The following is a 24816-nucleotide window of genomic DNA, read 5'->3' on the forward strand; positions in this document are numbered from 1 at the left end:
GGGTTGGCACACGGATCTAAGCAAACCTAATTTCAGGAATAAACCATAGCCATGCCATATATTGATTCGCATTGGGCACTTAAAAGCCTGAGCGCCGCCGCTTTTCTCTCTTTTGTTTCTTTTCAAACTGCAGCGCAAGACGAACTTTCCGAGCTTGATTATCTTAATGATATTGAAGTAACTTTTGCAGCGACCCGATTACCGCAGCAATTAAAAAATGCTCCCGCCTCAGTCACAATAATTGACCGCGCAATGATCGATGCATCAAGCGCAACGAATATTACCGAATTGATGCGATTGGTGCCTGGCCTTCAGTCCTATCATATCGCGACAAATGCATCAGCCGTCTCATATCATGGCATGAGCGATAAATTTCCTCCGCGAATGGAAGTGATGATTGATGGTCGCTCGGTTTACATTCCGCTGTTTTCTGCTGTTATTTGGGAAACATTACCGCTAAGTATTGACGATATTGCCCGAATAGAAGTTGTCAGAGGCACCAACACCGTTACCCAGGGTTCCAATGCCTTTCTGGGAGCAATCAATATTATTACGCACTCCGCGCTTGGTCATACAAATAATTTAGTTAAGTACACTTCTGGCGAGTTCAACAACAATACCTATTTCGGCCGTTACAGTGGCGCCCATCGACTAGGATTTTACAGCCTGTCTGCCGAGGTCTCCGGTAATGACGGCAGTCAGTTTAGCAACGGTGAACAGGACCCTTACCTGAATCGGCATCTAACCTTCAACAATACATTTTCCCCTACCCTCTTTGACACTATCTCCCTTAATTTAGGTATGAGCTCAGGTTATTCAACTGTGGGCGATATAATTAGGAATCCAGACCTTAAGCGCAGGGATTTTAGCAACCACTTCGAAAGCATCGAATGGAAGCACGCAACCGATGAAAGCGACCTAACTGTTCATTACTCTCACAGCTATAACGACATTGACGCACGCTCTTTAACGGCAGCCGAAACAGGTTTGGGGCTAGTTTTAGGTCAAGCATTGCTGAACGTAAACTCACCATTTAAGATCACGGCAGAAACAGGAAAAATAGAGCAGCATGATTTAGAGGTAAGCCTGCGTCAGCAACTAAATAATAATACGAAAATTATTAATGGAATAAGTTACAGAAGTGCTTCAGCTCAAAACAGACAATTGCTTGACAGCCTTGAGTGGGTAAATGAGAGCAGCGTACGTCTTTTTTCTAACATCGAATATCAGACAAACAGATGGATCTACAACCTAGGCCTGACGGGCGAAAAAAGTGATCATAACGGCTCAAGAGTATCACCACGGATAGCGGCTAATTATCAGCTCTCTGATTCGAGCTCAATTCGCTGCTCTGTAAGCCGTGCTTATCGCATGCCGTCGCTGTTAGAAGCCAACTATCAAAGTACTATCTACGCCCCAGCAGGCTACCCTCTGCCTGTATACGATTATGCTTTTACTCGAAACAGTAATCTTAAACCAGAACAGCTAGACAGTGTTGATGTGGGGGTTTTAGCCACGTGGCCTGAATATAGCAGTTCTCTTGATCTTCGAATTTTCCTTGAAGAAATAAGTAATGGAATCACGGAAAATGAAATCATGAGTAAACCTGAGTTAGCAGCACTTCTCTCAGGTAAAACATCAAAAGTCCATATCATGGACAATACTTCAGAGTGGCAGAATAAGGGTTTTGAACTGCAATACAAATACCAATCACAAAACACTTTTAAACCCTTGTTCGTTTTAAATTACGGTTATATTGAAACGCGTGGAAACCGATTACTAAGCGAAGTCACCAATAGGGTAGACCCTCTAGAAACCCGGAACCCTATGCATACAGCGTCCCTGTTAGCGAGTGCAACCCTCCCTAATGAATTGCAGATTAGCCTGAATCATTACTTTCTAAGCTCAGTTCAATGGATCGAGGCCCATCGAAATGTCGATGTTGATCCACCTAATTCACCTTATCATCGGACTGACCTGAAAATATCCAAAAAGCTTAAGCTTTCCTCTCAAAATGAGCTGAGTATCGCTCTTATTGTGCAGAACTTACTGGATAATCCCTACTCTGAGTTTTATGCTGAAAATATGTTCGAACAACGGACCTATATTCAAGCGCAACTAAGCTTCTAATTTTACGACAAATGGAACATGCAGACAGCTACACTGGAAGTAGTCAATAAAACCCTAACCTACCGTCTTGCACTATGCATACTGGTAGGATTTTTGTTCGTCTGCAATAACCTTAAAGCGGCTGAATCACTTCTTCTTCTCAGCAACGAAGGTCCGACATATGAAAGCGTTGCATCTACGATTATTAGCCAGGGCCCGGCCATTCGTATAGACACATCCTATCCAAGCCATCTAGCAAAAAAGCCGGAACAACATCTGTCACCCTATCGACTGATTATCAGCATCGGCAGCAAAGCAACAGAATTTGCAATGCAACACGCCGGAAGTAATACCATTATCTTCAGTACCTTTATCCCCAGTCGGAAGTTTCATAAATTATCACAAAAATACTCAACCCGACTGACAGAGAAGAAAGTTTCACTGACTGCAGTATTTCTAGACCAACCCATTAAAAGGCAATTACAGCTTGCCAAACTAATTCAACCGAAATTAAAAGCAATTGGACTTACTCTGGGACCGGATTCGCTTGAAATACTGCCTGAGCTGGAAAAGACGGCAAAAGAGATGACCTTCCATCTCAACCATAAAACCCTCACGTTAAGCGACAACCCGATACAACAGATTCAGCCAATCATGGATGCATCTGATCTGTTCCTGGTAATTCCTGATCCAAGTACATTCAACAAAACCACAGCAAAATGGTTGTTATACATGTCGCTGCGGAGCAAAGTTCCACTGCTCGCCTTCTCCCATAATTATGTGAAAGCAGGTGCTGTTGCCGCCTGTATTACGACGCCGGAAGATATCGGACGCTATACTGCTGAGCAACTTCACCTAATCGAGGGGGGGAGCATACCGCCAGCGACCTTCAGTCCATACTTCAAAGTCGTTACAAACCCCAAATCAGCAAGGCAACTAGGACTTTCCATCAGCACCCCTGAAAATCTCCAGGAACGACTTCAGGAGGGCGAAATTCAATGATGAGCACTAGAAAAAGTCGTTATGGGATTCGTCAGCAAATACTGCTGATTACTCTAATACCGTTACTGGTAATGACGCTGGTTCTTGCTGGCTACTTTATCAGCTCTCGGATATCTGATAACCAGGCAGCCCTCATCGAGCGGGGTGAGACTATGTCACGCATGATTTCTCAAGCATCTGAGTTCGGCCTGATCTCCGGCCTGACACATCAGCTCTCAGCTCTTAGTGCGGGGCCGATTCAGGAAGCAGATGTAGCTGACGTTATCTTTATTAATCAACAGAACAGGGTTTTATACCGCTCCAGTAATTTTGAGTTAGACCTTAAACTAAAACATCACCCTTCCCGGCAAGTAAGCGACAAGGTATGGCTCTTTAGCACCCCTGTCATTGCTCAGGGAATAGTGATTAATGATTCACCCGAAAATCAAACAGACGTCGATAGAGATTTACTTGGCTGGGTTGTTGTTGCTATGTCAACGGAGCCTATGCACCACAAAGAAAAGGAGATCATCAGTAATAGTTTGTTAATCCTGCTCAGTGGCTTGCTCGCTACTTTTGTCATCGCTGCCCGCTTTGCAGAAACACTAACAAAACCGATTATTAATCTAACATCTGCTGTAAAAAAACTCGAAGAGGGGCACTTAGACGCCCGAGTAAAGGTACAGTCATCTGCAGAACTCGGCTCACTGGAAAAGGGCGTTAATCTTCTTGGTGAGCAAGTACAAAGCTCAAATCAAATCTTAGAAAGCCAGGTACATAAAGCAACTGAACGCCTTCGAAAAACCATGCATCATCTTGAGGATCAAAATATAGCTTTACAGAAAGCTCGTCAGCATGCGGATCGGGCGAACGTAGCAAAAGATGAGTTTTTAGCACGTATGAGTCATGAGCTTCGAACCCCTCTGACATCCGTACTGGGCTTTACCAACATGCTAAGACAGAGCAACCTGAATTTTGAGCAACAGGAACACTGTAGAATTATCAATCAGACATCCACAATGCTGCTTTCAATCATTGATGATATTCTCGATTTCGCAAAACTCCAGTCTGATGCCATAAAGCTTGAACGGATTCAGTTCAATCCCGAGCAAGTGATATTTGATGCACTTGAAATGCAGGCGCAAAGTGCAACTACAAAAGGACTAGAGATCGCTTATCAAGTTGAAGATAAAGCCTATACCGACGTGCATGGAGATCCGACCAGGTTACGTCAGGTAGCAACAAACCTGATTAGCAATGCGATAAAGTTTACAGATGCAGGCCATATTCTGGTGAGTCTTAAAGTAATTAGAGAAACTCCAAGCCAGAAAAAGCTGATACTTAGCGTCAAAGATACCGGTATCGGTATCTCAGACGAACAGAGACGACATCTATTCAATGCATTTTCCCAGGCAGACTCATCGATCACCCGAAGGTTCGGTGGCAGCGGATTAGGCCTGGTCATTGTAAAAAAACTGGTCGAACTCATGCAGGGCGAAATCCAGTTACACAGCCAGCCCGGTGTCGGCACGGAAATCAGTTGTAGTTTTATCGTCAAAAACCACACAACACTCCTTAACAGTCTGGACAAACAAACTCATAGTGAAGAGCTCATTATCTTCGACAGACACCCTGAGAGTCTTTTATCGCTCAGCAATATGGTTAAACCACTGACATCGAAAATCCACGAATGCGCAACAATCCAATCTCTTGAAACGACCATATCCAAAGTACAGAGCCACTCTGCGGCCTTGATTTTCGGACTTAGCGCCAACATAGACATAGCAAACCAACAAAAACTGAAGATGACTGAACTGTTCTCATCTTTTAAAGGAAAAATACTCCTGCTAACACCAGCTCTGATTGGTAATACTGAAGAGTTCCAGCACCTTAAAACAAATAAACAGTTCACAATGAACAGCAAACCCATGCATCGAACGTATCTTCAGAAGTGGCTCATCAACTCTCAAGATAGTCATTATCTGGAACATACGGACAACCCATCACTGTTATCTCCAGATAGCGTAGTCCTTATTGCCGAAGATAATGACTTTAACCGTTTGTTATTACGAAAAATAATAGAATCCGCAGGTGCTACCGTAGTTGAAGCACGCAATGGTATAGAAGCGCTTAAACTACTGAGTAAAGCGCAGCCAGACATAGTTGTTATGGATGTACATATGCCAGAAATGGACGGTATCAGAGCAACCAGAGAGATACGTAAAACACACCCAGACACTCCTATTATCGCTTTGACCGCCGATGTAATATCAAGTGAAGAAGATGCCTTGCGCCAGGCAGGTGTAACAAAAATAGAATACAAACCTATTAATGACAGCCGGTTAATCAAATTGCTTAGCCTGCTCTCAATGAAACCAGCTAGAACTGATAATCAGCCAGTCAACCAGGCTAAAACCTATGCAAATCAGATCAACCTTGCCCGCTACCAATTGAGCAAGGAGGATCTTCATGCTGAACTCACGTCACAAATAAAAGACCTGCAAGAAGCTTTCAGCCGTGGAGACGACAAGAGCATTAGGGACCATAGTCATCAATTGATTGGACTTGCTGGCTTATTCGAACTACCTGAGCTGGAAAGTTGTAGTTTAGAACTTAATGATGCAGTGAAGGCCGGCGATAACAGAAAGGTATGGCGCGTATTGTGGCGTTTGCTCCGCCTTATCGAGCATCACCAATATCTGGATGATTAGAAATCAATTGAGAGCGGAGCATTACGAATAAAGCGATCCAACTCACTCGCTATTTCCTGAATATAAGACCTGCCATTCATGTCATAAAGGTAGCCATTGATTCCTTGGCGGGCTGCCACTCCTTTAACTTCACCCTGATCAAACTGATAACAACGCTGCCTAAAGCTTTCGAGCTCCGGGTCATGTGTTATTGGAGTATGTATGAAAAGCCCCCAGGCAGCTTCAGTTGTCGATCGGCTACCAATACCCTGCAACAAGGCCAACACATCTTCGCGCTCTGGCTGGTAGACTGGAGGCCTTCCAAATAAGACCCCTGCCACCAGAATAAAGAGCACTAATAAACTAACCAAGAATACCGCTATAAACTCCATATCCACCTCAGTGATATAGGCTCAGATCCTGAGCAAGCAAGCTCTTAGCTGCATGGTGAATCGAATCCTTATATTTAGCTTCTAATTGATCGATGAGCCCCATGAATTCGACTTTTTGCGGACCTTTCAGTTTTTTCCAGGCTTCCATTCGAGGAATATGATTACTCTGCTGAAAAACTTCGTTGAATACCAGCAAGTCTTCTCTTTGCCCTAGTATAGGATCAAGGTTATCCAACAACACTTTGCAACGTATGCAAGCTTCGACGAGTGGAATCTCACCATTAATGACGGACTGCGCGATGACTTGCAGACTTTCTATCAAATACAGACGATGCTCCCGCACTTCAGCAGCAATCTCCTGAAGCTTCCGTTCCGCATCTAATCGCCTCGTTTTCTGTTTAAGGAGCAAGCGCCAAATATAAACAGAAAGACCTGCTACAACCAATAGATTCACTACAATTAAACTATAGACTGTTGCGTCAGACATAAATAACTACACTCCAGGAAGAAACTGATTTTAACTATCTGTTAGCTAACATCATTATCTATTAAACAGTCTTGAAAATCAGTGGCGAAAGAGCCGAAGCGCGAAAGAACTCTAAAAACCGGGACCAGAAATCCGACCACTTCGCTTGTCCGAGGCCTGAAAAAACATGAAAGATAAAAGCAGCCTTTTGCACTTCTGATTTTTTAGAGATGAAGGCCTTTGCTCATACGCCCTTTTTAACTACGAGCAGGCGCGTAGCGCCGTTCTAGCAGCGACGCAGTCGCGTCTAGCGCCTGTTTTCTAAATCCCAGACACGAAAAAGCCCCGACCAAACTAATGATCGGGGCTGTCTCTTATTTGAAGCTTGGCGATGACCTACTCTCGCATAAGGAAACCCTACACTACCATTGGCGCTAAGACGTTTCACTTCCGAGTTCGGTAAGGGATCGGGTGGTTCCATCTCGCTATGGTCGCCAAGCAAAACTGGTTGCTCTAACGATTGAACATTGCTGTTCAAGCGTCATTTGAATCCTGTAATCAGTCGGAGAGTATGTACAAACTCTTATCCGTCTTGCATATATCGTCTTTCAATCAGATGACCCAAACGCTTTTGGCGTTATATGGTCAAGCCTCACGAGCAATTAGTACTGGTTAGCTCAACGCCTCACAACGCTTACACACCCAGCCTATCAACGTCCTGGTCTTGAACGGCTCTTCAGGGGACTCAAGGTCCCAGTGAGATCTCATCTTGAAGGGGGCTTCCCGCTTAGATGCTTTCAGCGGTTATCCTGTCCGAACGTAGCTACCGGGCAATGCCATTGGCATGACAACCCGAACACCAGAGGTTCGTTCACTCCGGTCCTCTCGTACTAGGAGCAACTCTTCTCAAATCTCAAACGTCCACGGCAGATAGGGACCGAACTGTCTCACGACGTTCTAAACCCAGCTCGCGTACCACTTTAAATGGCGAACAGCCATACCCTTGGGACCGGCTTCAGCCCCAGGATGTGATGAGCCGACATCGAGGTGCCAAACACCGCCGTCGATGTGAACTCTTGGGCGGTATCAGCCTGTTATCCCCGGAGTACCTTTTATCCGTTGAGCGATGGCCCTTCCATACAGAACCACCGGATCACTAAGACCTACTTTCGTACCTGCTCGACGTGTCAGTCTCGCAGTCAAGCGCGCTTATGCCTTTATACTCGATGCATGATTTCCGACCATGCTGAGCGCACCTTCGTACTCCTCCGTTACTCTTTAGGAGGAGACCGCCCCAGTCAAACTACCCACCACACAATGTCCTCGATCCCGATAAGGGACCTGAGTTAGAACCTCAATAGTACCAGGCTGGTATTTCAAGATTGGCTCCATCTGAACTGGCGTCCAGATTTCAAAGCCTCCCAGCTATCCTACACAAGTAATATCAAAGTCCACTGCGAAGCTATAGTAAAGGTTCACGGGGTCTTTCCGTCTAGCCGCGGATATACGGCATCTTAACCGCAATTTCAATTTCACTGAGTCTCGGGTGGAGACAGTGTGGCCATCGTTACGCCATTCGTGCAGGTCGGAACTTACCCGACAAGGAATTTCGCTACCTTAGGACCGTTATAGTTACGGCCGCCGTTTACTTGGGCTTCGATCAAGAGCTTCGCCGAAGCTAACCCCATCAATTAACCTTCAAGCACCGGGCAGGCGTCACACCCTATACGTCCACTTTCGTGTTTGCAGAGTGCTGTGTTTTTAATAAACAGTCGCAGCCACCTAGTATCTTCGACCAGCGCTAGCTTAGGGAGCAAGTCCCATCACCAGCACCGGCGTACCTTCTCCCGAAGTTACGGTACCATTTTGCCTAGTTCCTTCACCCGAGTTCTCTCAAGCGCCTTGGTATTCTCTACCTGACCACCTGTGTCGGTTTGGGGTACGATTTCTTGTTATCTGAAGCTTAGAAGTTTTTCCTGGAAGCATGGCATCAACCACTTCACCCAAAAGAGGGTTCGTCATCAATTCTCAGTCTTATAAGGACCCGGATTTTCCTAAGTCCTAAACCTACAACCTTAAACACGGACAACCAACGCCGTGCTGGCCTAGCCTTCTCCGTCACTCCATCGCAATAACAAAAAGTACAGGAATATTAACCTGTTTCCCATCGACTACGCTCTTCAGCCTCGCCTTAGGGGTCGACTCACCCTACCCTGATTAGCATTGGATAGGAACCCTTGGTCTTCCGGCGGGGGGGTTTTTCACCCCCCTTATCGTTACTCATGTCAGCATTCGCACTTCTGATACCTCCAGGATGCCTTACAGCTTTCCCTTCAACGGCTTACAGAACGCTCCTCTACCATGCTATAAATAGCATCCGTAGCTTCGGTGTATGGTTTGAGCCCCGTTATATCTTCCGCGCAGGCCGACTCGACTAGTGAGCTATTACGCTTTCTTTAAAGGGTGGCTGCTTCTAAGCCAACCTCCTAGCTGTCTAAGCCTTCCCACATCGTTTCCCACTTAACCATAACTTTGGGACCTTAGCTGACGGTCTGGGTTGTTTCCCTTTTCACGACGGACGTTAGCACCCGCCGTGTGTCTCCCATAATTGCACTCTACGGTATTCGGAGTTTGCATCGGGTTGGTAAGTCGGGATGACCCCCTAGCCGAAACAGTGCTCTACCCCCGTAGGTGAGATATGAGGCGCTACCTAAATAGCTTTCGAGGAGAACCAGCTATCTCCGAGCTTGATTAGCCTTTCACTCCGATCCACAAGTCATCCGCTGGCTTTTCAACGACAGTCGGTTCGGTCCTCCAGTTGATGTTACTCAACCTTCAACCTGCCCATGGATAGATCGCTCGGTTTCGGGTCTAATCCTAGCAACTGAACGCCCTATTAAGACTCGGTTTCCCTACGGCTCCCCTATACGGTTAACCTTGCTACTAAAATTAAGTCGCTGACCCATTATACAAAAGGTACGCAGTCACGGTCTCAAGGACCGCTCCCACTGCTTGTACGTACACGGTTTCAGGTTCTATTTCACTCCCCTCACAGGGGTTCTTTTCGCCTTTCCCTCACGGTACTGGTTCACTATCGGTCAGTCAGGAGTATTTAGCCTTGGAGGATGGTCCCCCCATGTTCAGACAGGATATCACGTGTCCCGTCCTACTCGATTTCACTGTGTATAAGTTTTCAAATACGGGGCTATCACCCACTATGGCCGCACTTTCCAGAGCGTTCTTTTAACTACAACACAGCTTAAGGGCTGGTCCCCGTTCGCTCGCCGCTACTAGGGGAATCTCGGTTGATTTCTTTTCCTCCGGGTACTTAGATGTTTCAGTTCCCCGGGTTCGCTTCTCAAGAGCTATGTATTCACTCAAGAGATACCCAGCTTATACTGGGTGGGTTTCCCCATTCGGAAATGTCCGGATCAAAGGCCGTTTACCGCCTCCCCGAACCTTATCGCAGGTTACCACGTCCTTCATCGCCTCTGACTGCCAAGGCATCCACCGTGCACGCTTAGTCACTTGACCATATAACCCAAAAGGGTCTGTCAAAGTCACTGATTAAACTTCATTTGTCATCTTTCGATGACTGCTGAAATAACGATACATTACGCCGGATAAGCGCTTGTACATTTTCTTTCTCGTTTTGTTACAGGATTCAATTGTTAAAGAGCGTTTAAAGCTAAAAGCTTTAAAAGATAAACATCAGATGATGTGTATGTTTTAAAACTTTAGAGACCATTTAAAGTTCAGTAAATGGTGGAGCTATGCGGGATCGAACCGCAGACCTCCTGCGTGCAAAGCAGGCGCTCTCCCAGCTGAGCTATAGCCCCAGTTGCTCTCTTCTTCAGTGATCAGATAATTCGTGTGAACGCTTGCTAAGAATCCGCTATCGTTTAAGGAGGTGATCCAGCCCCAGGTTCCCCTAGGGCTACCTTGTTACGACTTCACCCCAGTCATGAACCACACCGTGGTAACCGCCCTCCCGAAGGTTAAGCTAGCTACTTCTGGTGCAATCCACTCCCATGGTGTGACGGGCGGTGTGTACAAGGCCCGGGAACGTATTCACCGCGACATTCTGATTCGCGATTACTAGCGATTCCGACTTCATGGAGTCGAGTTGCAGACTCCAATCCGGACTACGACCGGTTTTCTGAGATTTGCTCCCCCTCGCAGGTTTGCGGCCCTCTGTACCGGCCATTGTAGCACGTGTGTAGCCCTACTCGTAAGGGCCATGATGACTTGACGTCGTCCCCACCTTCCTCCGGTTTGTCACCGGCAGTCTCCTTAGAGTTCCCACCATTACGTGCTGGCAAATAAGGACAAGGGTTGCGCTCGTTACGGGACTTAACCCAACATTTCACAACACGAGCTGACGACAGCCATGCAGCACCTGTCACAGAGTTCCCGAAGGCACTAAGCTATCTCTAGCGAATTCTCTGGATTTCAAGAGTAGGTAAGGTTCTTCGCGTTGCGTCGAATTAAACCACATGCTCCACCGCTTGTGCGGGCCCCCGTCAATTCATTTGAGTTTTAACCTTGCGGCCGTACTCCCCAGGCGGTCTACTTATTGCGTTAGCTGCGCCACTAAGAAATCAAGTTTCCCAACGGCTAGTAGACATCGTTTACGGCGTGGACTACCAGGGTATCTAATCCTGTTTGCTCCCCACGCTTTCGCACCTCAGCGTCAGTATCAGACCAGGTGGTCGCCTTCGCCACTGGTGTTCCTTCCTATATCTACGCATTTCACCGCTACACAGGAAATTCCACCACCCTCTTCTGTACTCTAGTTTGCCAGTATCAGGTGCAGTTCCCAGGTTGAGCCCGGGGCTTTCACATCTGACTTAACAAACCGCCTACGCGCGCTTTACGCCCAGTAATTCCGATTAACGCTCGGACCCTCCGTATTACCGCGGCTGCTGGCACGGAGTTAGCCGGTCCTTCTTCTGCAGTTAACGTCACAGCTAGCAGTTATTAACTACCAACCTTTCCTCACTGCTGAAAGTGCTTTACAACCCTAAGGCCTTCTTCACACACGCGGCATGGCTGCATCAGGCTTTCGCCCATTGTGCAATATTCCCCACTGCTGCCTCCCGTAGGAGTCTGGACCGTGTCTCAGTTCCAGTGTGGCTGATCATCCTCTCAGACCAGCTACGGATCGTCGCCTTGGTGAGCCATTACCTCACCAACAAGCTAATCCGACGCAGACTCATCTAATAGCGAAAGGCCCGAAGGTCCCCTCCTTTCCCCCGTAGGGCGTATGCGGTATTAATCCAAATTTCTCTGGGCTATCCCCCACTACTAGGTAGATTTCTACGCGTTACTCACCCGTCCGCCGCTCGTCATCTTCTAGCAAGCTAGAAATGTTACCGCTCGACTTGCATGTGTTAGGCCTGCCGCCAGCGTTCAATCTGAGCCATGATCAAACTCTTCAGTTTAAATCAAGAATGTCGGAAAAAGACATTCTGTAAATCTAGCTCAAAGCATTAAACAATTTCACATAAAAACAAATAAATGTATTCACGTTGGTCGTTTGCTTTGATAAAGCTTTTTGCTTCATCTCAACAAGCGCCCACACGAATTATCTGATCAAACTGTTAAAGAGCGTTGCTTGCTTGCGAAAGCTTGTCGCTTCCGCCGTCTCAAGCGAGGTGCGTATTCTACTCAACACCCTGATGAAGTCAACCATTTTGTTTCATAATTTTTAACAAATTATCAAACCATCCGATCTTCTTCCTGTTCCGTTTAATCTAACTAAAAAACACTGTTTTTCAATCAGTTAAACTAAACAGCTCAACCTGCGTCAGCGACCGTTTCCAGTGGCTGCCTCAAGCGAGGAAGCGCATTCTACATTCATGAGTGGAGGAGTCAACATCGAGAGCACAAAAAAGTGAATATTTTGTAAAAAACTCAGTACTTCGAGGAGACAAGTAGCTAGAACGGGGCTACGCCCCTGCCAGACGTCTCTTCGCAACTTGCGAGTGGCTAGAAGAGCCTTCTTTATAAGCTATATAACAACGCACTTCGTAAGGTAAGTCTGTGCAATTAAAGAGCTCGAACCCTTTACACAATAAAACCGCCTGACGGCGGTCTTATAGTTTACTTCCTAGACTCTAAGCTCTCACGCACGCCTAACCAATATAACTCAAGGGTATTATCGTGCTCCAGAGAATGACAGTCACCGCCAATAATCCAACCAACACACATAAGCCAACGGTTAGAATTGATGATGCGAAGAAGAAAGCCCTGTCTTCAGATATCTGCATTATCTCCGGCACTCCGGTATACAACAGATAAACAGTATAAGCCAATGCTATCATTCCAACGATCACATTGAGCCACAAAACTGGATATAGACCCACAATGCCAGCCAAGAACAAGGGCGTGGCAGTAAATGTGGTCAATACCATACATTCATCCAACGTGACATTTCCGCCGTAGGTTTTCTCCATCCAATGAATGACAAAAGCAATGAAGCCAACCGCCACCCACATCGCAGCATAGAAGGCCACTGCAGCCATCAGCGCGCTTTGTGTCGAGAGTTTTATAAACTCGCCTCCGGATATACTCCAGCCAATCTGAGTTGTGCCAATAAACAACGACAGCGCTGGTATTGCCGCTAGTATGCTTATCTGACTCATAAAACAATGCATCATGGAGTAATGCTCTTTACGAATATCTATCCACTCATGCTTAGGGTCGTAAATTACACCCCACATATGTTGCAGGAACATAAGTCTTACCTCCCAAGGCCATACATCATCTACAGCCTTATTCTAGTTTCAAATAACCGTATTCTCCTTATTCCCGGCTTTTGTTATCTGTCTGTGACAGTTCTTCAATCCATTTTAAAATTAACTATTAAATTTTGACTACCACAGTCAGTTTAGTCCTAAAACGTAGTGATCAACCAATAAGACGGCAAATAACCACATAATATACTTCACACTAAACCAGAACATCGCTATCGGAGCAGCACGATCGCTACCCCGATAAACCCTGACCGCCCACTGGATGAACCTCAGATTTAACAGCGTCACCCCCATCAGGTAAATAACCCCGCTCATACCTGTCATGAATGGAAACAGCGTGGTTAAAACCATTAATACGCTATACAACATAATATGCAGGCGGGTATAGGCCTCACCATGAGTGACCGGCAGCATCGGAATTCCAGCACGCGCATAATCATCTTTCTTATGAATACAAAGCGCCCAGAAGTGAGGAGGAGTCCAGGCAAAAATAATCAACACGAGTAACAAGCTATCAGATTCAATCCGACCGGTAACGGCTACCCAACCCAATAAAGGCGGTGCCGCTCCCGCTATTCCACCTATGACAATATTTAACGGCGTAGCCCGCTTTAACACCATCGTGTAAACCACCGCATAGCCAATCAGAGCGCCCAGCGTCAGCCAGGCTGTCAAAACATTGGTCCACACCACTAAGACCACGACTCCGGACAATGAAAGCATCCCTGCAAATATCAGTGCTTTTGTTGCATCGATTTTACCTTGAGGTAACGGTCGCCTATGGGTACGCGCCATTTTGGCATCTATATTTCGATCCATCACATGATTAACGGCCGCAGCCCCCGCTGCCATTAAGCCTATTCCAAGCGTAGCGCTGACGACTGTAGCAATGGGTGGAAGTTCCGGGGTAGCCAAACACATACCAACAACAGCTGTCAGTAGCATCACAGCAACGACTCTTGGCTTACAGAGCTCTAAGTAGTCTCGCCATGCATTCTGTTGAATAATAATTTGCTGCTGACTATCCATCAGGCACCCCCAGTTCATATCTGAATTTCAGCCAAAGCAAACAGAGTAATAGCAGCACCGCGCCTAAATGATGAGCCCAGGCTAAGACTACCGGAACACCATATATCACGCTGACTCCTCCCACCAAAAGCTGGAGCATTAACACTATCAACAATAAAACTGCTGGTTTTCTGCAACTTCTAATTTGAAATACTCTTAAAGAGACCAGCAATACTGCTGCCACAACAACAAACGCTCCTACTCTATGAACCATCTGTATGGCCGCTCGGGCAGGCTGCGTCAGTACACCGCCCTGATGGTTCTGATCAGCCGTAAAGCTAAGGCTGAAGCCAGACCTGAAATCTAATTCATCTTTTTGTTCAGCGATGCAACTGAGCCAATGATCGCAAGCCCAGCCTGCATAGTTAGCACTGGTCCACCCACCCAGAGCTACTTGCAGAAATAGCACCATAATCGCTAAGCGCAACCTCCAGTCAGACCTTTTTCCTGTACTTATTCGATTATACTGGCGAAGCTTACTTGCCAGTAAAACGAGTAATGTCAGCGTCAACAATCCACCAATCAGGTGAATAGTGACCACTGGAGGAAAAAGCTTCAGTGTGACCGTCCACATCCCGAACAATCCCTGAAGTATCACTAGCAGTAATAGCGCAAACGACAAATACACCGGATAGCCTGAGTCATTGCGTCGCCGCCAGCTAATCATAGCCAGCAGAAAAATAGTTACCCCCAGGCTGGCTGCTATATAACGGTGAGTCATTTCGATCCAGCCTTTAAACACGTCCACTTCTATTCCAGCAAAACGTTGTTCTGCTATTGCAATCTGCTCTGCTGATGCAGGCACAATTAACTGACCAAAACATCCCGGCCAGTCAGGGCATGCTAATCCCGCATCCATAATACGAGTCCAGCCCCCCATCAGAATAACCACTAGCGCCAGACCTATCGCCAGATAGCACAATAAAAGAGACCGCCGGGGACTCATTTCATCCCACCTTAGACAATTTTAGTAGTCGCTTCAGGTCTTTCAACACAGCCTGAGGCGGAAGAGACAAATCATAGCGGGCCACCATAAAACCCCGGGGATCAGCCAGTAATAGACTATTCGGCAATTGGCCGGTTTTAATCTGCTGCAAGCGTAAACGGTCACGATCCTTGCCTAAAGACGTATGCAGCCCTGGTAACAAGCTCTGCCAATTAAGGCACTCGGTGTTGCATTGTTGCCCCACCAACAGTATCAGCTGCCAGCTCCCTTCCACCTGATATTCAGATAAGCGCAGATCCTCCAACCTGACACCCGGTTGGTATAGCTCTCCCTGGGATATTTGCTGGTCTGGCCGCCAGCCCGAAAAAAAAGAGAGAGATGCCACCAGCAAAGGCACCAGAGCAACCGCCCACACTAGCCAGAATATTGTTCGCGGAAACTGCCTGCTACCCATAAGTCCCTCCCTTGTCTTGATGCAAGGCCAACCACACACAACCTGACAGCAAGACAATTGCTAAACCAAACCACTGCACGGCATACCCAAGGTGTCTGTCAGGAGTGATGTTCACTACCTGCCATCCCACAGTCAGCTCTGGCAATAAGGCTGTATCACTGCGAATCACCGCTGGATATAATCCCGGATGCCGCTCTGCTAACCGCAACATATCCAGCTGCTGAATCCTGACCGCTTCATCCAGCCCCCAATAATCCGGACTTAGCTGCATCACACGCTTAGGAGTGACGACCCTACCGGTTACCCTTCGAACTTCTATAGGAAATGCTATCTGCGGTAACTCTTCACGATAACTACTAGCAGCTATCCACCCCAGATTAACCAGTGCCGTCACCGATGAACCTTCAGGTATAAAAGGCATAATCACCTCATAACCGCTGCGCCCATTGCGTGTGCGGTTATCCAACAGATAGATTACATCCGTATTAAATCGCCCAGACAAGCTCACCCTAAGCCCGTTAGCACCTTCTGGCCGGGGAAGCTCATTGAGTACCTCAGGCACGCTGTTCCATTGATTTAAGAGCTGCCTTTTCTCTTCCGCCCGCTCCAGTTGCCATAGCCCCAGCCCTGTCAGCAATGGGATAAACAACAGCGCAAGCGTTCCTATCAGCAACTTGCTAAGCGGCACCCCCTGGGCTTTACTCATAGAGCTACCGGAGAGATAACAATGTTAAAGACGCTTATCGTGCTCATATTTATATTCATTATCATCAGCCTCTTTGTCGGTCTCTACTTTCTTCTCCAGGATCAAAGCCGCTCCCACCGCACCGTCAAGTCATTAGTTTTAAGAGTCTCTCTAGCGATTTTTTTACTCTTGATCATCCTCATTGGCGTTTATAGTGGTGAACTAAAGCTCAGAACCCCATTCCCAGTGTTACCTGCATCTGACCAACCCTCATCACAACAATCCTCGTTATAAGAGATAGACAAACAAAAACAATCCTACCCAGATCACATCGACAAAATGCCAGTACCAGGACACCGCTTCGAACCCAAAATGATGGTCTGGCGCAAAATGGCCACGAATCACCCTTAGCAGAATAATCAACAGCATCAGTGTTCCCAGCGTCACGTGCATTCCGTGAAAGCCGGTCAGAATAAAAAATGTGGCACCGTAAATACCGGCCTGTAGCGTCAAACCTAGCTCATGGTAGGCCTCTATATATTCCAGCGCCTGGAAGACCAGAAACGCACAACCCAATACAACAGTAAGTAACAACCACAAAATGACCTGGGGGCGACGATCCTGCTTCAGGCGGTAATGCGCAACCGTAACCGTCACACTGGAACTGAGCAGAAGCAGAGTATTTATCAGCGGCAGATGCAAAGGGTCAATAAGCCCTTTCGGGCCAGGAAAGGCCTTCATATCCGGCGTACTCATCAACGGCCAGGTTGCTTTAAAGCCCTGCCACAACATATTGGAAACACCCTTTTCTCCCTCTCCACCCAACCAGGGAACCGCCAGAATGCGAACATAAAACAGCGTGCCGAAAAAGGCTGCAAAGAACATCACTTCTGAGAAAATAAACCAGCTCATACCCCAGCGAAATGAGCGATCCATCTGATCTGAATATAACCCCTGTCCACTTTCATCGATCACATGACCAAACCAGCCCACCAGAATCAATCCCATACTCAGCGCACCTAGTAACAAGAAGCCGAGCCCAAGCAGCCCTCCCGAATCTGCACTCAAAGCGTTGATCAGCGTACCTGCGCCATAAGCCATCAAAAACAGCGACACAGAAGCCAAAATAGGCCAGCGGCTCTGAGCCGGAACATAATAAGCCTGACTACTCATATGACTCTCCTTGCCGATGCTGTTGAAGCGTCAATACCGGCCTGGGTTCAGGGGTAATATCAAACAGGGTATAAGACAGTGTAATCGTGGAAATATGCAGAGGAAGTTCGTTATCAACCATAAAAACCAAAGGCATTGCGCGCTGCTCACCCGCCATCAAAGGCTGTTGTTCAAAGCAGAAACAGTTAACCTTATGCAGATGCGCGGCCGCTTCAGAAGGCGCTACACTGGGAACAGCCTGCCCCACCATACTGCGACGAGTCGGATTAAACGCCATAAAGGCAGTCTGCTTCATTTCGCCAGGAAAGACTGATATTTCTGGCTGATCAGGCTGAAACCGCCAGGGCATCGCCTCATTATTAACCGCCAGAAGCTGTACCCGTACCCGACGCTCCGGGTTCATTTCAACAACCTGAGCCACCGGCCCGTTATTTAGCACTTTGCCGTTCAGCCCCGTCACCCGGCAAAAAACGTCATAAAGCGGCACCAGCAGAAAGCCGAAGCCAAACATCAGAACGGTTCCGGCGATCAGTCGGGTTATCAGAGAACGATTACGTCGCTGCAACTGGCTCATCACTCACCTCAACCATTCGCCCGGTGGGGACTGGTAAAAGCAGGCGGTTCTGTAAAGGAGTGGTACGGCGGCGGTGAGGAAAGAGTCCATTCCAGGCCATGACTTCCTTCCCATACCTGAGCAGTGGCTTTCTTTCCCGAGCGAATACAGCTGATGACATTATAAACAAAGATTAACTGAGAGAAGCCGAACAGGAAGGCTCCAAACGTTGCCACCATATTAAAATCAGCAAACTGTAGAGCGTAGTCAGGAATACGCCGGGGCATCCCCGCCAACCCAAGGAAATGCATTGGAAAAAAAGTAACATTGACGCCAATAAATGAGAGCCAGAAATGCAGCTTGCCCATCGCCTCGTTGTACATATGGCCGGTCCATTTCGGCAACCAGAAATACGCGGCTGCCATAATCGAAAACACCGACCCAGGTACCAGCACATAATGAAAGTGAGCAACCACAAAGTAAGTATCGTGATATTGGAAATCAGCTGGGGCTATCGCCAACATCAGACCGGAGAAACCACCTATAGTAAAAAGCACAACAAAGGCCAGCGAAAAGAGCATCGGGGTTTCGAAAGTCATCGAGCCGCGAAACATCGTGGCCACCCAGTTGAATACTTTTACCCCGGTAGGAACCGCAATAAGCATAGTGGTATACATAAAGAACAACTCTCCGACCAGAGGCAGCCCCACGGTAAACATATGGTGAGCCCAGACGATAAAAGAGAGAATGGCGATAGAAGCGGTCGCGTAAACCATTGAGGCATACCCAAACAAACGCTTTCGGGCAAAGGTAGGAATGATCTCAGACACCACCCCGAACGCAGGCAGAATCATAATGTACACCTCGGGGTGACCGAAAAACCAGAATACATGCTGAAACAGGACAGGATCACCACCGCCGGCTGCATCAAAAAAGCTGGTGCCGAAATGGATATCCATCAACATCATAGTCACCACACCAGCCAGCACCGGCATCACCGCTATCAATAAGAATGCAGTAATCAGCCAGGTCCAGACAAACAACGGCATATCCATCAGCTTCATGCCGGGGACGCGCATATTGAGAATAGTAGCGATCACATTGATCGCGCCCATAATCGAGCTGATACCCATCATATGTACAGCAAAAATAAAGAAGGTCACACTGGGAGGCGCATAGGTTGTCGATAATGGCGCGTAGAAAGTCCAGCCAAAATTGGGGGCTCCACCCTCCATCAGCAAAGTAGATAGCATCATGGAGAAAGCAAAAGGAAGAATCCAGAAACTCCAATTGTTCATTCGAGGCAGTGCCATATCCGGCGCACCCACCATCATCGGAATCATCCAGTTAGCTAATCCAACGAACGCCGGCATGACCGCACCAAACACCATAATCAAACCATGCATAGTGGTCATCTGATTAAAGAATTCCGGCATAATTAACTGCAGCCCTGGCTGAAATAGCTCAGCCCGAATCGTCAGCGCCATACAACCACCGATAAAAAACATTGTCAGGCTAAACAGCAGATATAGCGTACCGATATCTTTATGATTGGTTGTATAAAGCCAACGGGTTATGCCTTTTGCTGGACCATGGTGATCTGTACTCTGCACTGACTGCTCTATGCTACCCATCACCCTACTCCTTCAACAACTCAGCAATCTGCTGAACAGTCACTGCGCCGCCCTGATTGCCCCAGGCGCTTCGTTCGTAAGTAATCACTGCGGCCAGATCTACCGTATTAAGCTGTTCAGCAAAGGCCTGCATAGCCGTTCCTGAACGTCCATGTAGTACCGCATCAATATGCTCGGCCGAATCACCCGACATCAGGGGACTACCCACTAACGCAGGGAATACTCCAGGAATACCCTGCCCTTCCAGCTGATGACAAGCAGCACAGCTAGCTTTGTAAACAGCTTCCCCTCGTATCATCAGCTCTGCCTGGCTCCACTCTTTCTGTGCAGACTGTTGCTCTACCACTTTGAGACTGGCTTGTTCAGCCACCCACATCTGATAATCTTCAGGTGATTTAACCTCGACTACTATCGGCATAAAACCATGATCTCGCCCACACAGTTCAGCACACTGGCCACGATATATGCCGGGCTGATCTACCCGCGTCCAGGACTCGTTGACAAAACCGGGAATCGCATCTTTTTTCACTGCCAGAGCAGGCACCCACCAGGAGTGAATCACATCATTAGAGGTCAGTAAGAAACGTATTTTTTTCCCGGCGGGAATGACCAGAGGCTTATCAACTTCAAGCAGGTAGTTCTCTCCTTTAATCTGCTCATTGCTAATCTGTTCCGGTGGTGTAGACAGGCTACTGAAGAAGTCGATATCCTGATTAAGATACTGATAGCGCCATTTCCACTGATATCCCGTAATCTGGATATCCAGTTCAGCGCTGTTCTTGTCATACATTTGGATAAGAGTTGTACTGGCGGGAACCGCCATAGAAACCAGAATAATCACTGGCACGATCGTCCAGGCGATCTCGACCCAGGTACTCTCATGAAAATGAGCCGCCTTGGCCCCCCGGGATTTTCGGTGCCAGAAGATAGACCAGAACATAACACCAAACACTATTACGGCGATGGCAACACAGATATAAAAGATAACCATATGCAGGTTATAGACAGAGCGACTAATCTCAGTCGCTCCTTCGATAAGGTTTACCTGCCAGTCAGCTGACACCAGCGGCGCATAAAAAAGCCCTGCGAATAACAGGGCCCTTCCGTTACGTCTCATTTCCAGGCCTCCTTGCTGTCGAATACTCAACAGCAATGCCCCAAGTCCTTAGTCTTTCCCTTTTATATCGATTATATTTCCCAGTTAAGCACTTGGTTATACGCCAGTATAGCAGCAGATTTCAGACGGCAAGGGGAATATACGCTGATAGAAAGGAGTGCAGGGGCGAACTAAAGCCGCCCCTGCTGGAGAATCAAAAAACTTCAGATAACACGTAAAAATCTATCCTGCTAATGTAATCAGAAGCCAGTAAAGCAGCGATATAATCGCCACAAGAAACACTGCTGAAGCTATTAAACTTAACCATAATGACGGCATAGGAACGTTATACTTACGCCCCCGGTCCTCCGGTGGACGAGTAAAGACCATGCACCACAATTTACTAAGTTCAGCTATCCAAGCATGTAACAGCAGCAACAGTTTTTCAGAGAATTGAGTCGGGTACACAAGAACCTCCTCTCTATGAACTGCGCCCTTTAAGATATAGTCGATAGCCCAGCAAAATAGCCAATATAATTGCAAAAATAAATTGCTGACCAAAGTCCGAACGGATCTGCCAAACAAAGTGCAGCATGACTAATAAGCTGATGGGATAGATAAGAGAGTGAAGCTTTTTCCAGTGCTTACCCAAACGACGCTGCATCGCTTTGGTTGAAGTCAAAGTCAATGGAATCAATAGCAGCAGCGCCAAAGCACCCACTACAATATAGGGCCGTTTAGTCAACTCAGTCAGTAATATGTCCCACCGCCACCCAATCAGAAAAGTAGCAAAAGCCAGCAGGTGCAGCACAGCATAAAAAAAAGTATAGAGACCTAACATTCGACGAAACGACATCAACCAGCGCCAGCCCAGGAGCTTTCTTACCGGCGTTACTGCCAGAGTCAGCCAGAGCAGGGTGATCGCCCAAAAGCCCAACTCTTTAACAATGATCTTAGCCGGGTCCGCACCCAAATTGTCGTCGAGCAAGTTGACAAACAAAGCAGCAAGCGGCGACAGACACAGCAAGAAAATGAACCACCACCGCAGCAGCCTCATTTTTCCCGATAGCATCAGAACCACTTAGAGAGATCCATCCCCTTATAGAGATGAGCAACCTGATCTGCATAGCCATTAAACGGTAGAGTATCAACAATATTAGGCGACAACAGAGAGGAGGGTAAACGACGTTCTGTTGCCTGCGACCAGCGCGGATGATCTACTGCCGGATTGACGTTTGCATAGAAACCATACTCTTTAGGCGCCGTGATATTCCAGCTAGTTTCCGGCATCGTTTCACTGAAGTGGATCCGCACAATGGACTTGATAGATTTAAAGCCATACTTCCATGGCACCACCAAACGCAGTGGGGCACCATTCTGAGGAGGCAGCGCATTTCCATACATACCTACAGCCATCAGCGTTAGTGGATTCATCGCCTCATCCATACGCAACCCTTCAACATAAGGCCAGTCAATCGTCCCAAAAGAGCTGCGCTGCTCAGACATCTGCTCTTTATCGAGAATAGTGGTGAATTGCACATACTTCGCTTTGGAAGTGGGCTCAAAACGTTTAATTAACTCTGCCAACGGAAACCCAAGCCAGGGAATCACCATCGACCAAGCTTCAACACAACGTAAGCGGTATACCCTGTCTTCCAAAGCATGGGGAGCAAGAATATCTTCAAGATTGTAATTACCCGGTTTAGCTACTTCGCCACTTATTTCAACTTTCCAGGGGTCTGTCTTAAACTTTTGCGCATATCGCACCGGATCACGCTTATCCGTTCCAAACTCGTAAAAGTTGTTATGGGTAATCGCGTGATAGTAAGGAGCCAGTTCATCGCTGACTGACAACTCAGCATTACGTACCGCGCTGGCCAGCTTCTGTCGTAGCCAAACAGGCCCGGGATAACGAGGCAGATCATCGGGAATTTCATAGCCCGCCGCTCTGGCAAAAGAGGGAAAAGCAAATGCGGGCAGCACCGCCGCGGAAAGAGCCGCCTGCATAAGCCGACGGCGTTGTTTATATACTGATTCTGAAGTGATCTCTGACGAAGGAATATTCAGCGCATCTCTGATTAGCCGCTTACTCAAAACGATCACCTCCAGATAAAAAACAGTCCAATAATTTAATTAATCAGTGATTTACGTTTACGCAATAACCAGAGAACCGGACCAGAAAGCGTATAGCCTAAAATCAATAACCAAAGGAAAATCGGCGGACTAATAGAGATCACACCGATGGTAAGCACAATCACCAGCAGGATCATAAAGGGGATTTTTCCCTTTGGATCAACATCCTTAAAACTGTAGTAAAGCACATTACTCACCATCAGCACGCCAACCAGCGCAACATAGATAGCGATCAGATAGATGTACCCACTAACATCAAGGTTAAATTCTACACAGGCCCACACTAAGCCCGCTACTGAAGCGGCGGCTGCAGGGCTTGGCAGCCCCATAAAGTAACGTTTATCAACTGAGCCTATTTGTGTATTAAAGCGCGCGAGTCGCAGTGCCGCGCCGGCAACATAGATAAAAGCACAGAACCAGCCAAACTTACCTGCCCCGCTGAGCGCCCAACTGAAAGTCACTAACGCCGGTGCAACCCCGAAGGAAACCATATCTGACAGTGAGTCATATTCTGCACCAAACGCGCTCGACGTATTTGTAAGACGGGCAACACGTCCATCCAGGCCATCCAGGACCATCGCAACAAAGATTGCGATCGCCGCATTATCGAAGGCGCCGTTCATACCTGCTACTACTGCATAAAAGCCACAAAACAGTGCTCCCGTAGTGAACAAATTAGGCAGCAGATAGATTCCCCGACTACGTGGCTTCGGGTTCGACTCTTCCTGACCTGGTTGCTCAGGCTGTTCCGGTTTGTTTCCCTGTGGATCATTCATAGATCTGTTTACACCAATGGATTAACAAAATATTCCGACATTCTACTTTTACGTATACGGGAAAGCTATCTATAGAAAGCCGCTACGTCTGTTTCAACAACACCCGATCAACAAATTTTCGCACCAGAATATTCGACTCTGGTGTTTCAACCGCCGAACTCAGCACCCGATCCAACTGACCATCGCCATCGGTATAATGAGATTTATAGAATGTCAGCCGCTCTATCAGAGTAGCCTTATCAACTTCGGGATGGAACTGAAAAGCCCAGAAAGGCTTACCTTTCAATTTAAAGCTGTGGGCACATTGCTCAGTATAGGCCAGCAATTGGCAGTCCCCAGGCAAACCATCAGCGTATTGACGATGCACCGAGATAGCTGAAAAACCATCCGGCGTATCCTGAAACAGCAGATCATCAACGGCTGCTGACGTCAGTGAAACAGGGATAGTACCCATTTCAAATCCGGCATCCTTATGCAGAATTTCACCGCCCAGCGCCAATACCGCTAGTTGAAAGCCAAAGCAGGAGGCAAACACTGGCTTCGCGGTCTCACCACAGTGGCGAATTAGATTCTGACAGGCTTGAATAAAGGGAAACTGATCTGGCTTAAGAACATTAGCTTCGCTGGCACCACCCACTAACAACGCATCATAGTTATCTGCCGCCGAGACCGGGAAATCCGGGGTATCAAACACGTTGAGAATATCAATTTGCTCCAGCGCAACACCGCAGTACTCGGCAAAGCTTAGGTGCTCTTCCATTCGCACCTGCGCTCCATCACGAATCTGGAGCAACAGAATTTTTAACTGATCTCGGTTTCTGGTATCACTGGAGGTTGCATCTAAGCGGTTCACAACAAGGCCCTTAAAAAGACATCTTAAATATCTGTTAAGGATACCTTGC

Annotated in this window: 19 protein-coding genes, 1 tRNA gene and 3 rRNA genes; 4 read left to right on the forward strand and 19 right to left on the reverse strand. The window is 47.3% G+C overall.

Annotated features, from left to right (window positions below; translation table 11 throughout):
• Window positions 1-51: 51 nt before the first annotated feature.
• Genes AMJAP_RS15880 through AMJAP_RS15890 form a run of 3 tightly spaced genes read left to right on the forward strand, consistent with a single transcriptional unit; the run spans window position 52 to window position 5801 of the window.
• Window positions 52-2130 (forward strand): TonB-dependent receptor plug domain-containing protein, encoded by a 2079-nt coding sequence (locus AMJAP_RS15880; protein ID WP_019623104.1) that lies wholly within the window; start codon window positions 52-54, stop codon window positions 2128-2130.
• Window positions 2131-2148: 18 nt separating this feature from the next.
• Window positions 2149-3111 carry an ABC transporter substrate-binding protein gene (locus AMJAP_RS15885; protein WP_019623105.1) on the forward strand — a complete coding sequence of 321 codons (963 nt, stop codon included), beginning with the start codon at window positions 2149-2151 and terminating at the stop codon, window positions 3109-3111.
• On the forward strand, window positions 3108-5801 hold the full coding sequence (locus AMJAP_RS15890) for an ATP-binding protein (RefSeq protein WP_019623106.1): 2694 nt from the start codon (window positions 3108-3110) through the stop codon (window positions 5799-5801). The genes AMJAP_RS15885 and AMJAP_RS15890 overlap by 4 nt, the downstream gene beginning before the upstream one ends.
• Here AMJAP_RS15890 and AMJAP_RS15895 read toward each other — a convergent pair.
• The 11 genes from AMJAP_RS15895 to AMJAP_RS15945 form a co-directional block, all read right to left on the reverse strand.
• Window positions 5798-6172: a hypothetical protein gene (locus AMJAP_RS15895; RefSeq protein WP_019623107.1), complete on the reverse strand. Its 375-nt coding sequence runs from the start codon at window positions 6170-6172 to the stop codon at window positions 5798-5800. The two genes, AMJAP_RS15890 and AMJAP_RS15895, sit on opposite strands and share 4 nt — an antisense overlap.
• Window positions 6173-6179: 7 nt before the next feature.
• Entirely contained in the window at window positions 6180-6659 is a 480-nt protein-coding gene (locus AMJAP_RS15900) for a DUF2489 domain-containing protein (protein WP_019623108.1), read from the reverse strand.
• A 362-nt stretch (window positions 6660-7021) separates the two neighbouring features.
• A 5S ribosomal RNA gene (rrf, locus tag AMJAP_RS15905) occupies window positions 7022-7137 on the reverse strand.
• 142 nt (window positions 7138-7279) lie between these two features.
• A 23S ribosomal RNA gene (locus AMJAP_RS15910) occupies window positions 7280-10172 on the reverse strand.
• A 229-nt stretch (window positions 10173-10401) separates the two neighbouring features.
• A tRNA-Ala gene (locus tag AMJAP_RS15915) sits at window positions 10402-10477 on the reverse strand.
• A gap of 64 nt (window positions 10478-10541) precedes the next feature.
• Window positions 10542-12082 (reverse strand): 16S ribosomal RNA (locus tag AMJAP_RS15920).
• Together the 16S, 23S and 5S rRNA genes with 1 tRNA gene alongside form the textbook arrangement of a ribosomal RNA operon.
• A 693-nt stretch (window positions 12083-12775) precedes the next feature.
• Window positions 12776-13378, reverse strand: coding sequence for a Yip1 family protein (locus tag AMJAP_RS15925; RefSeq protein ID WP_019623195.1), 603 nt, complete (start codon window positions 13376-13378; stop codon window positions 12776-12778).
• Between the two features lie 147 nt (window positions 13379-13525).
• Window positions 13526-14425 carry a heme o synthase gene (gene cyoE, locus AMJAP_RS15930; RefSeq protein WP_019623194.1) on the reverse strand — a complete coding sequence of 300 codons (900 nt, stop codon included), beginning with the start codon at window positions 14423-14425 and terminating at the stop codon, window positions 13526-13528.
• The gene (locus tag AMJAP_RS15935; protein WP_019623193.1) at window positions 14418-15410 is read right to left on the reverse strand and encodes a COX15/CtaA family protein; all 993 of its coding nucleotides are present in this window, start codon (window positions 15408-15410) and stop codon (window positions 14418-14420) included. The genes cyoE and AMJAP_RS15935 overlap by 8 nt, the downstream gene beginning before the upstream one ends.
• Before the next feature lies 1 nt (window position 15411).
• Window positions 15412-15864, reverse strand: a complete 453-nt coding sequence (locus AMJAP_RS15940; RefSeq protein WP_019623192.1) for a hypothetical protein — start codon at window positions 15862-15864, stop codon at window positions 15412-15414.
• Window positions 15857-16570: an SURF1 family protein gene (locus tag AMJAP_RS15945; RefSeq protein WP_019623191.1), complete on the reverse strand. Its 714-nt coding sequence runs from the start codon at window positions 16568-16570 to the stop codon at window positions 15857-15859. The genes AMJAP_RS15940 and AMJAP_RS15945 overlap by 8 nt, the downstream gene beginning before the upstream one ends.
• Before the next feature lie 21 nt (window positions 16571-16591).
• Between AMJAP_RS15945 and AMJAP_RS15950 the strand changes: the two genes are divergently transcribed.
• Entirely contained in the window at window positions 16592-16843 is a 252-nt protein-coding gene (locus AMJAP_RS15950; protein ID WP_019623190.1) for a twin transmembrane helix small protein, read from the forward strand.
• Here the strand turns inward: AMJAP_RS15950 and AMJAP_RS15955 are convergent.
• From AMJAP_RS15955 to AMJAP_RS15990, 8 genes are all read right to left on the reverse strand, one after another.
• The gene (locus tag AMJAP_RS15955; RefSeq protein WP_019623189.1) at window positions 16838-17722 is read right to left on the reverse strand and encodes a cytochrome c oxidase subunit 3; all 885 of its coding nucleotides are present in this window, start codon (window positions 17720-17722) and stop codon (window positions 16838-16840) included. The genes AMJAP_RS15950 and AMJAP_RS15955 overlap by 6 nt on opposite strands.
• Window positions 17715-18296, reverse strand: coding sequence for a cytochrome c oxidase assembly protein (locus AMJAP_RS15960; RefSeq protein ID WP_019623188.1), 582 nt, complete (start codon window positions 18294-18296; stop codon window positions 17715-17717). Before AMJAP_RS15960 ends, AMJAP_RS15955 begins: the two co-directional genes overlap by 8 nt.
• Before the next feature lie 8 nt (window positions 18297-18304).
• Entirely contained in the window at window positions 18305-19909 is a 1605-nt protein-coding gene (gene ctaD / locus AMJAP_RS15965) for a cytochrome c oxidase subunit I (protein WP_019623187.1), read from the reverse strand.
• A 4-nt stretch (window positions 19910-19913) separates the two neighbouring features.
• Window positions 19914-21026 carry a cytochrome c oxidase subunit II gene (coxB, locus tag AMJAP_RS15970; protein WP_040405092.1) on the reverse strand — a complete coding sequence of 371 codons (1113 nt, stop codon included), beginning with the start codon at window positions 21024-21026 and terminating at the stop codon, window positions 19914-19916.
• A 460-nt stretch (window positions 21027-21486) separates the two neighbouring features.
• Window positions 21487-22032, reverse strand: a complete 546-nt coding sequence (locus AMJAP_RS15975) for a protein-methionine-sulfoxide reductase heme-binding subunit MsrQ (protein ID WP_236588731.1) — start codon at window positions 22030-22032, stop codon at window positions 21487-21489.
• Between the two features lie 44 nt (window positions 22033-22076).
• Window positions 22077-23099, reverse strand: a complete 1023-nt coding sequence (gene msrP / locus AMJAP_RS15980; RefSeq protein WP_019623184.1) for a protein-methionine-sulfoxide reductase catalytic subunit MsrP — start codon at window positions 23097-23099, stop codon at window positions 22077-22079.
• A 35-nt stretch (window positions 23100-23134) separates the two neighbouring features.
• Entirely contained in the window at window positions 23135-23914 is a 780-nt protein-coding gene (pssA, locus tag AMJAP_RS15985; RefSeq protein WP_019623183.1) for a CDP-diacylglycerol--serine O-phosphatidyltransferase, read from the reverse strand.
• An 82-nt stretch (window positions 23915-23996) separates the two neighbouring features.
• Window positions 23997-24767 (reverse strand): type 1 glutamine amidotransferase, encoded by a 771-nt coding sequence (locus AMJAP_RS15990; RefSeq protein ID WP_019623182.1) that lies wholly within the window; start codon window positions 24765-24767, stop codon window positions 23997-23999.
• Window positions 24768-24816 lie beyond the last annotated feature (49 nt).

This window comes from Amphritea japonica ATCC BAA-1530 (genome assembly GCF_016592435.1).
Classification (GTDB): domain Bacteria; phylum Pseudomonadota; class Gammaproteobacteria; order Pseudomonadales; family Balneatricaceae; genus Amphritea; species Amphritea japonica.

Coding starts and splice junctions, on each gene's coding strand:
- AMJAP_RS15880 (WP_019623104.1), top strand. CDS start 52: ATGCCATATATTGATTCGCATTGGGCACTTAAAAGCCTGAGCGCCGCC.
- AMJAP_RS15885 (WP_019623105.1), top strand. CDS start 2,149: ATGCAGACAGCTACACTGGAAGTAGTCAATAAAACCCTAACCTACCGT.
- AMJAP_RS15890 (WP_019623106.1), top strand. CDS start 3,108: ATGATGAGCACTAGAAAAAGTCGTTATGGGATTCGTCAGCAAATACTG.
- AMJAP_RS15895 (WP_019623107.1), bottom strand. CDS start 6,172: ATGGAGTTTATAGCGGTATTCTTGGTTAGTTTATTAGTGCTCTTTATT.
- AMJAP_RS15900 (WP_019623108.1), bottom strand. CDS start 6,659: ATGTCTGACGCAACAGTCTATAGTTTAATTGTAGTGAATCTATTGGTT.
- AMJAP_RS15925 (WP_019623195.1), bottom strand. CDS start 13,378: ATGTTCCTGCAACATATGTGGGGTGTAATTTACGACCCTAAGCATGAG.
- cyoE (WP_019623194.1), bottom strand. CDS start 14,425: ATGGATAGTCAGCAGCAAATTATTATTCAACAGAATGCATGGCGAGAC.
- AMJAP_RS15935 (WP_019623193.1), bottom strand. CDS start 15,410: ATGAGTCCCCGGCGGTCTCTTTTATTGTGCTATCTGGCGATAGGTCTG.
- AMJAP_RS15940 (WP_019623192.1), bottom strand. CDS start 15,864: ATGGGTAGCAGGCAGTTTCCGCGAACAATATTCTGGCTAGTGTGGGCG.
- AMJAP_RS15945 (WP_019623191.1), bottom strand. CDS start 16,570: ATGAGTAAAGCCCAGGGGGTGCCGCTTAGCAAGTTGCTGATAGGAACG.
- AMJAP_RS15950 (WP_019623190.1), top strand. CDS start 16,592: ATGTTAAAGACGCTTATCGTGCTCATATTTATATTCATTATCATCAGC.
- AMJAP_RS15955 (WP_019623189.1), bottom strand. CDS start 17,722: ATGAGTAGTCAGGCTTATTATGTTCCGGCTCAGAGCCGCTGGCCTATT.
- AMJAP_RS15960 (WP_019623188.1), bottom strand. CDS start 18,296: ATGAGCCAGTTGCAGCGACGTAATCGTTCTCTGATAACCCGACTGATC.
- ctaD (WP_019623187.1), bottom strand. CDS start 19,909: ATGGGTAGCATAGAGCAGTCAGTGCAGAGTACAGATCACCATGGTCCA.
- coxB (WP_040405092.1), bottom strand. CDS start 21,026: ATGAGACGTAACGGAAGGGCCCTGTTATTCGCAGGGCTTTTTTATGCG.
- pssA (WP_019623183.1), bottom strand. CDS start 23,914: ATGAATGATCCACAGGGAAACAAACCGGAACAGCCTGAGCAACCAGGT.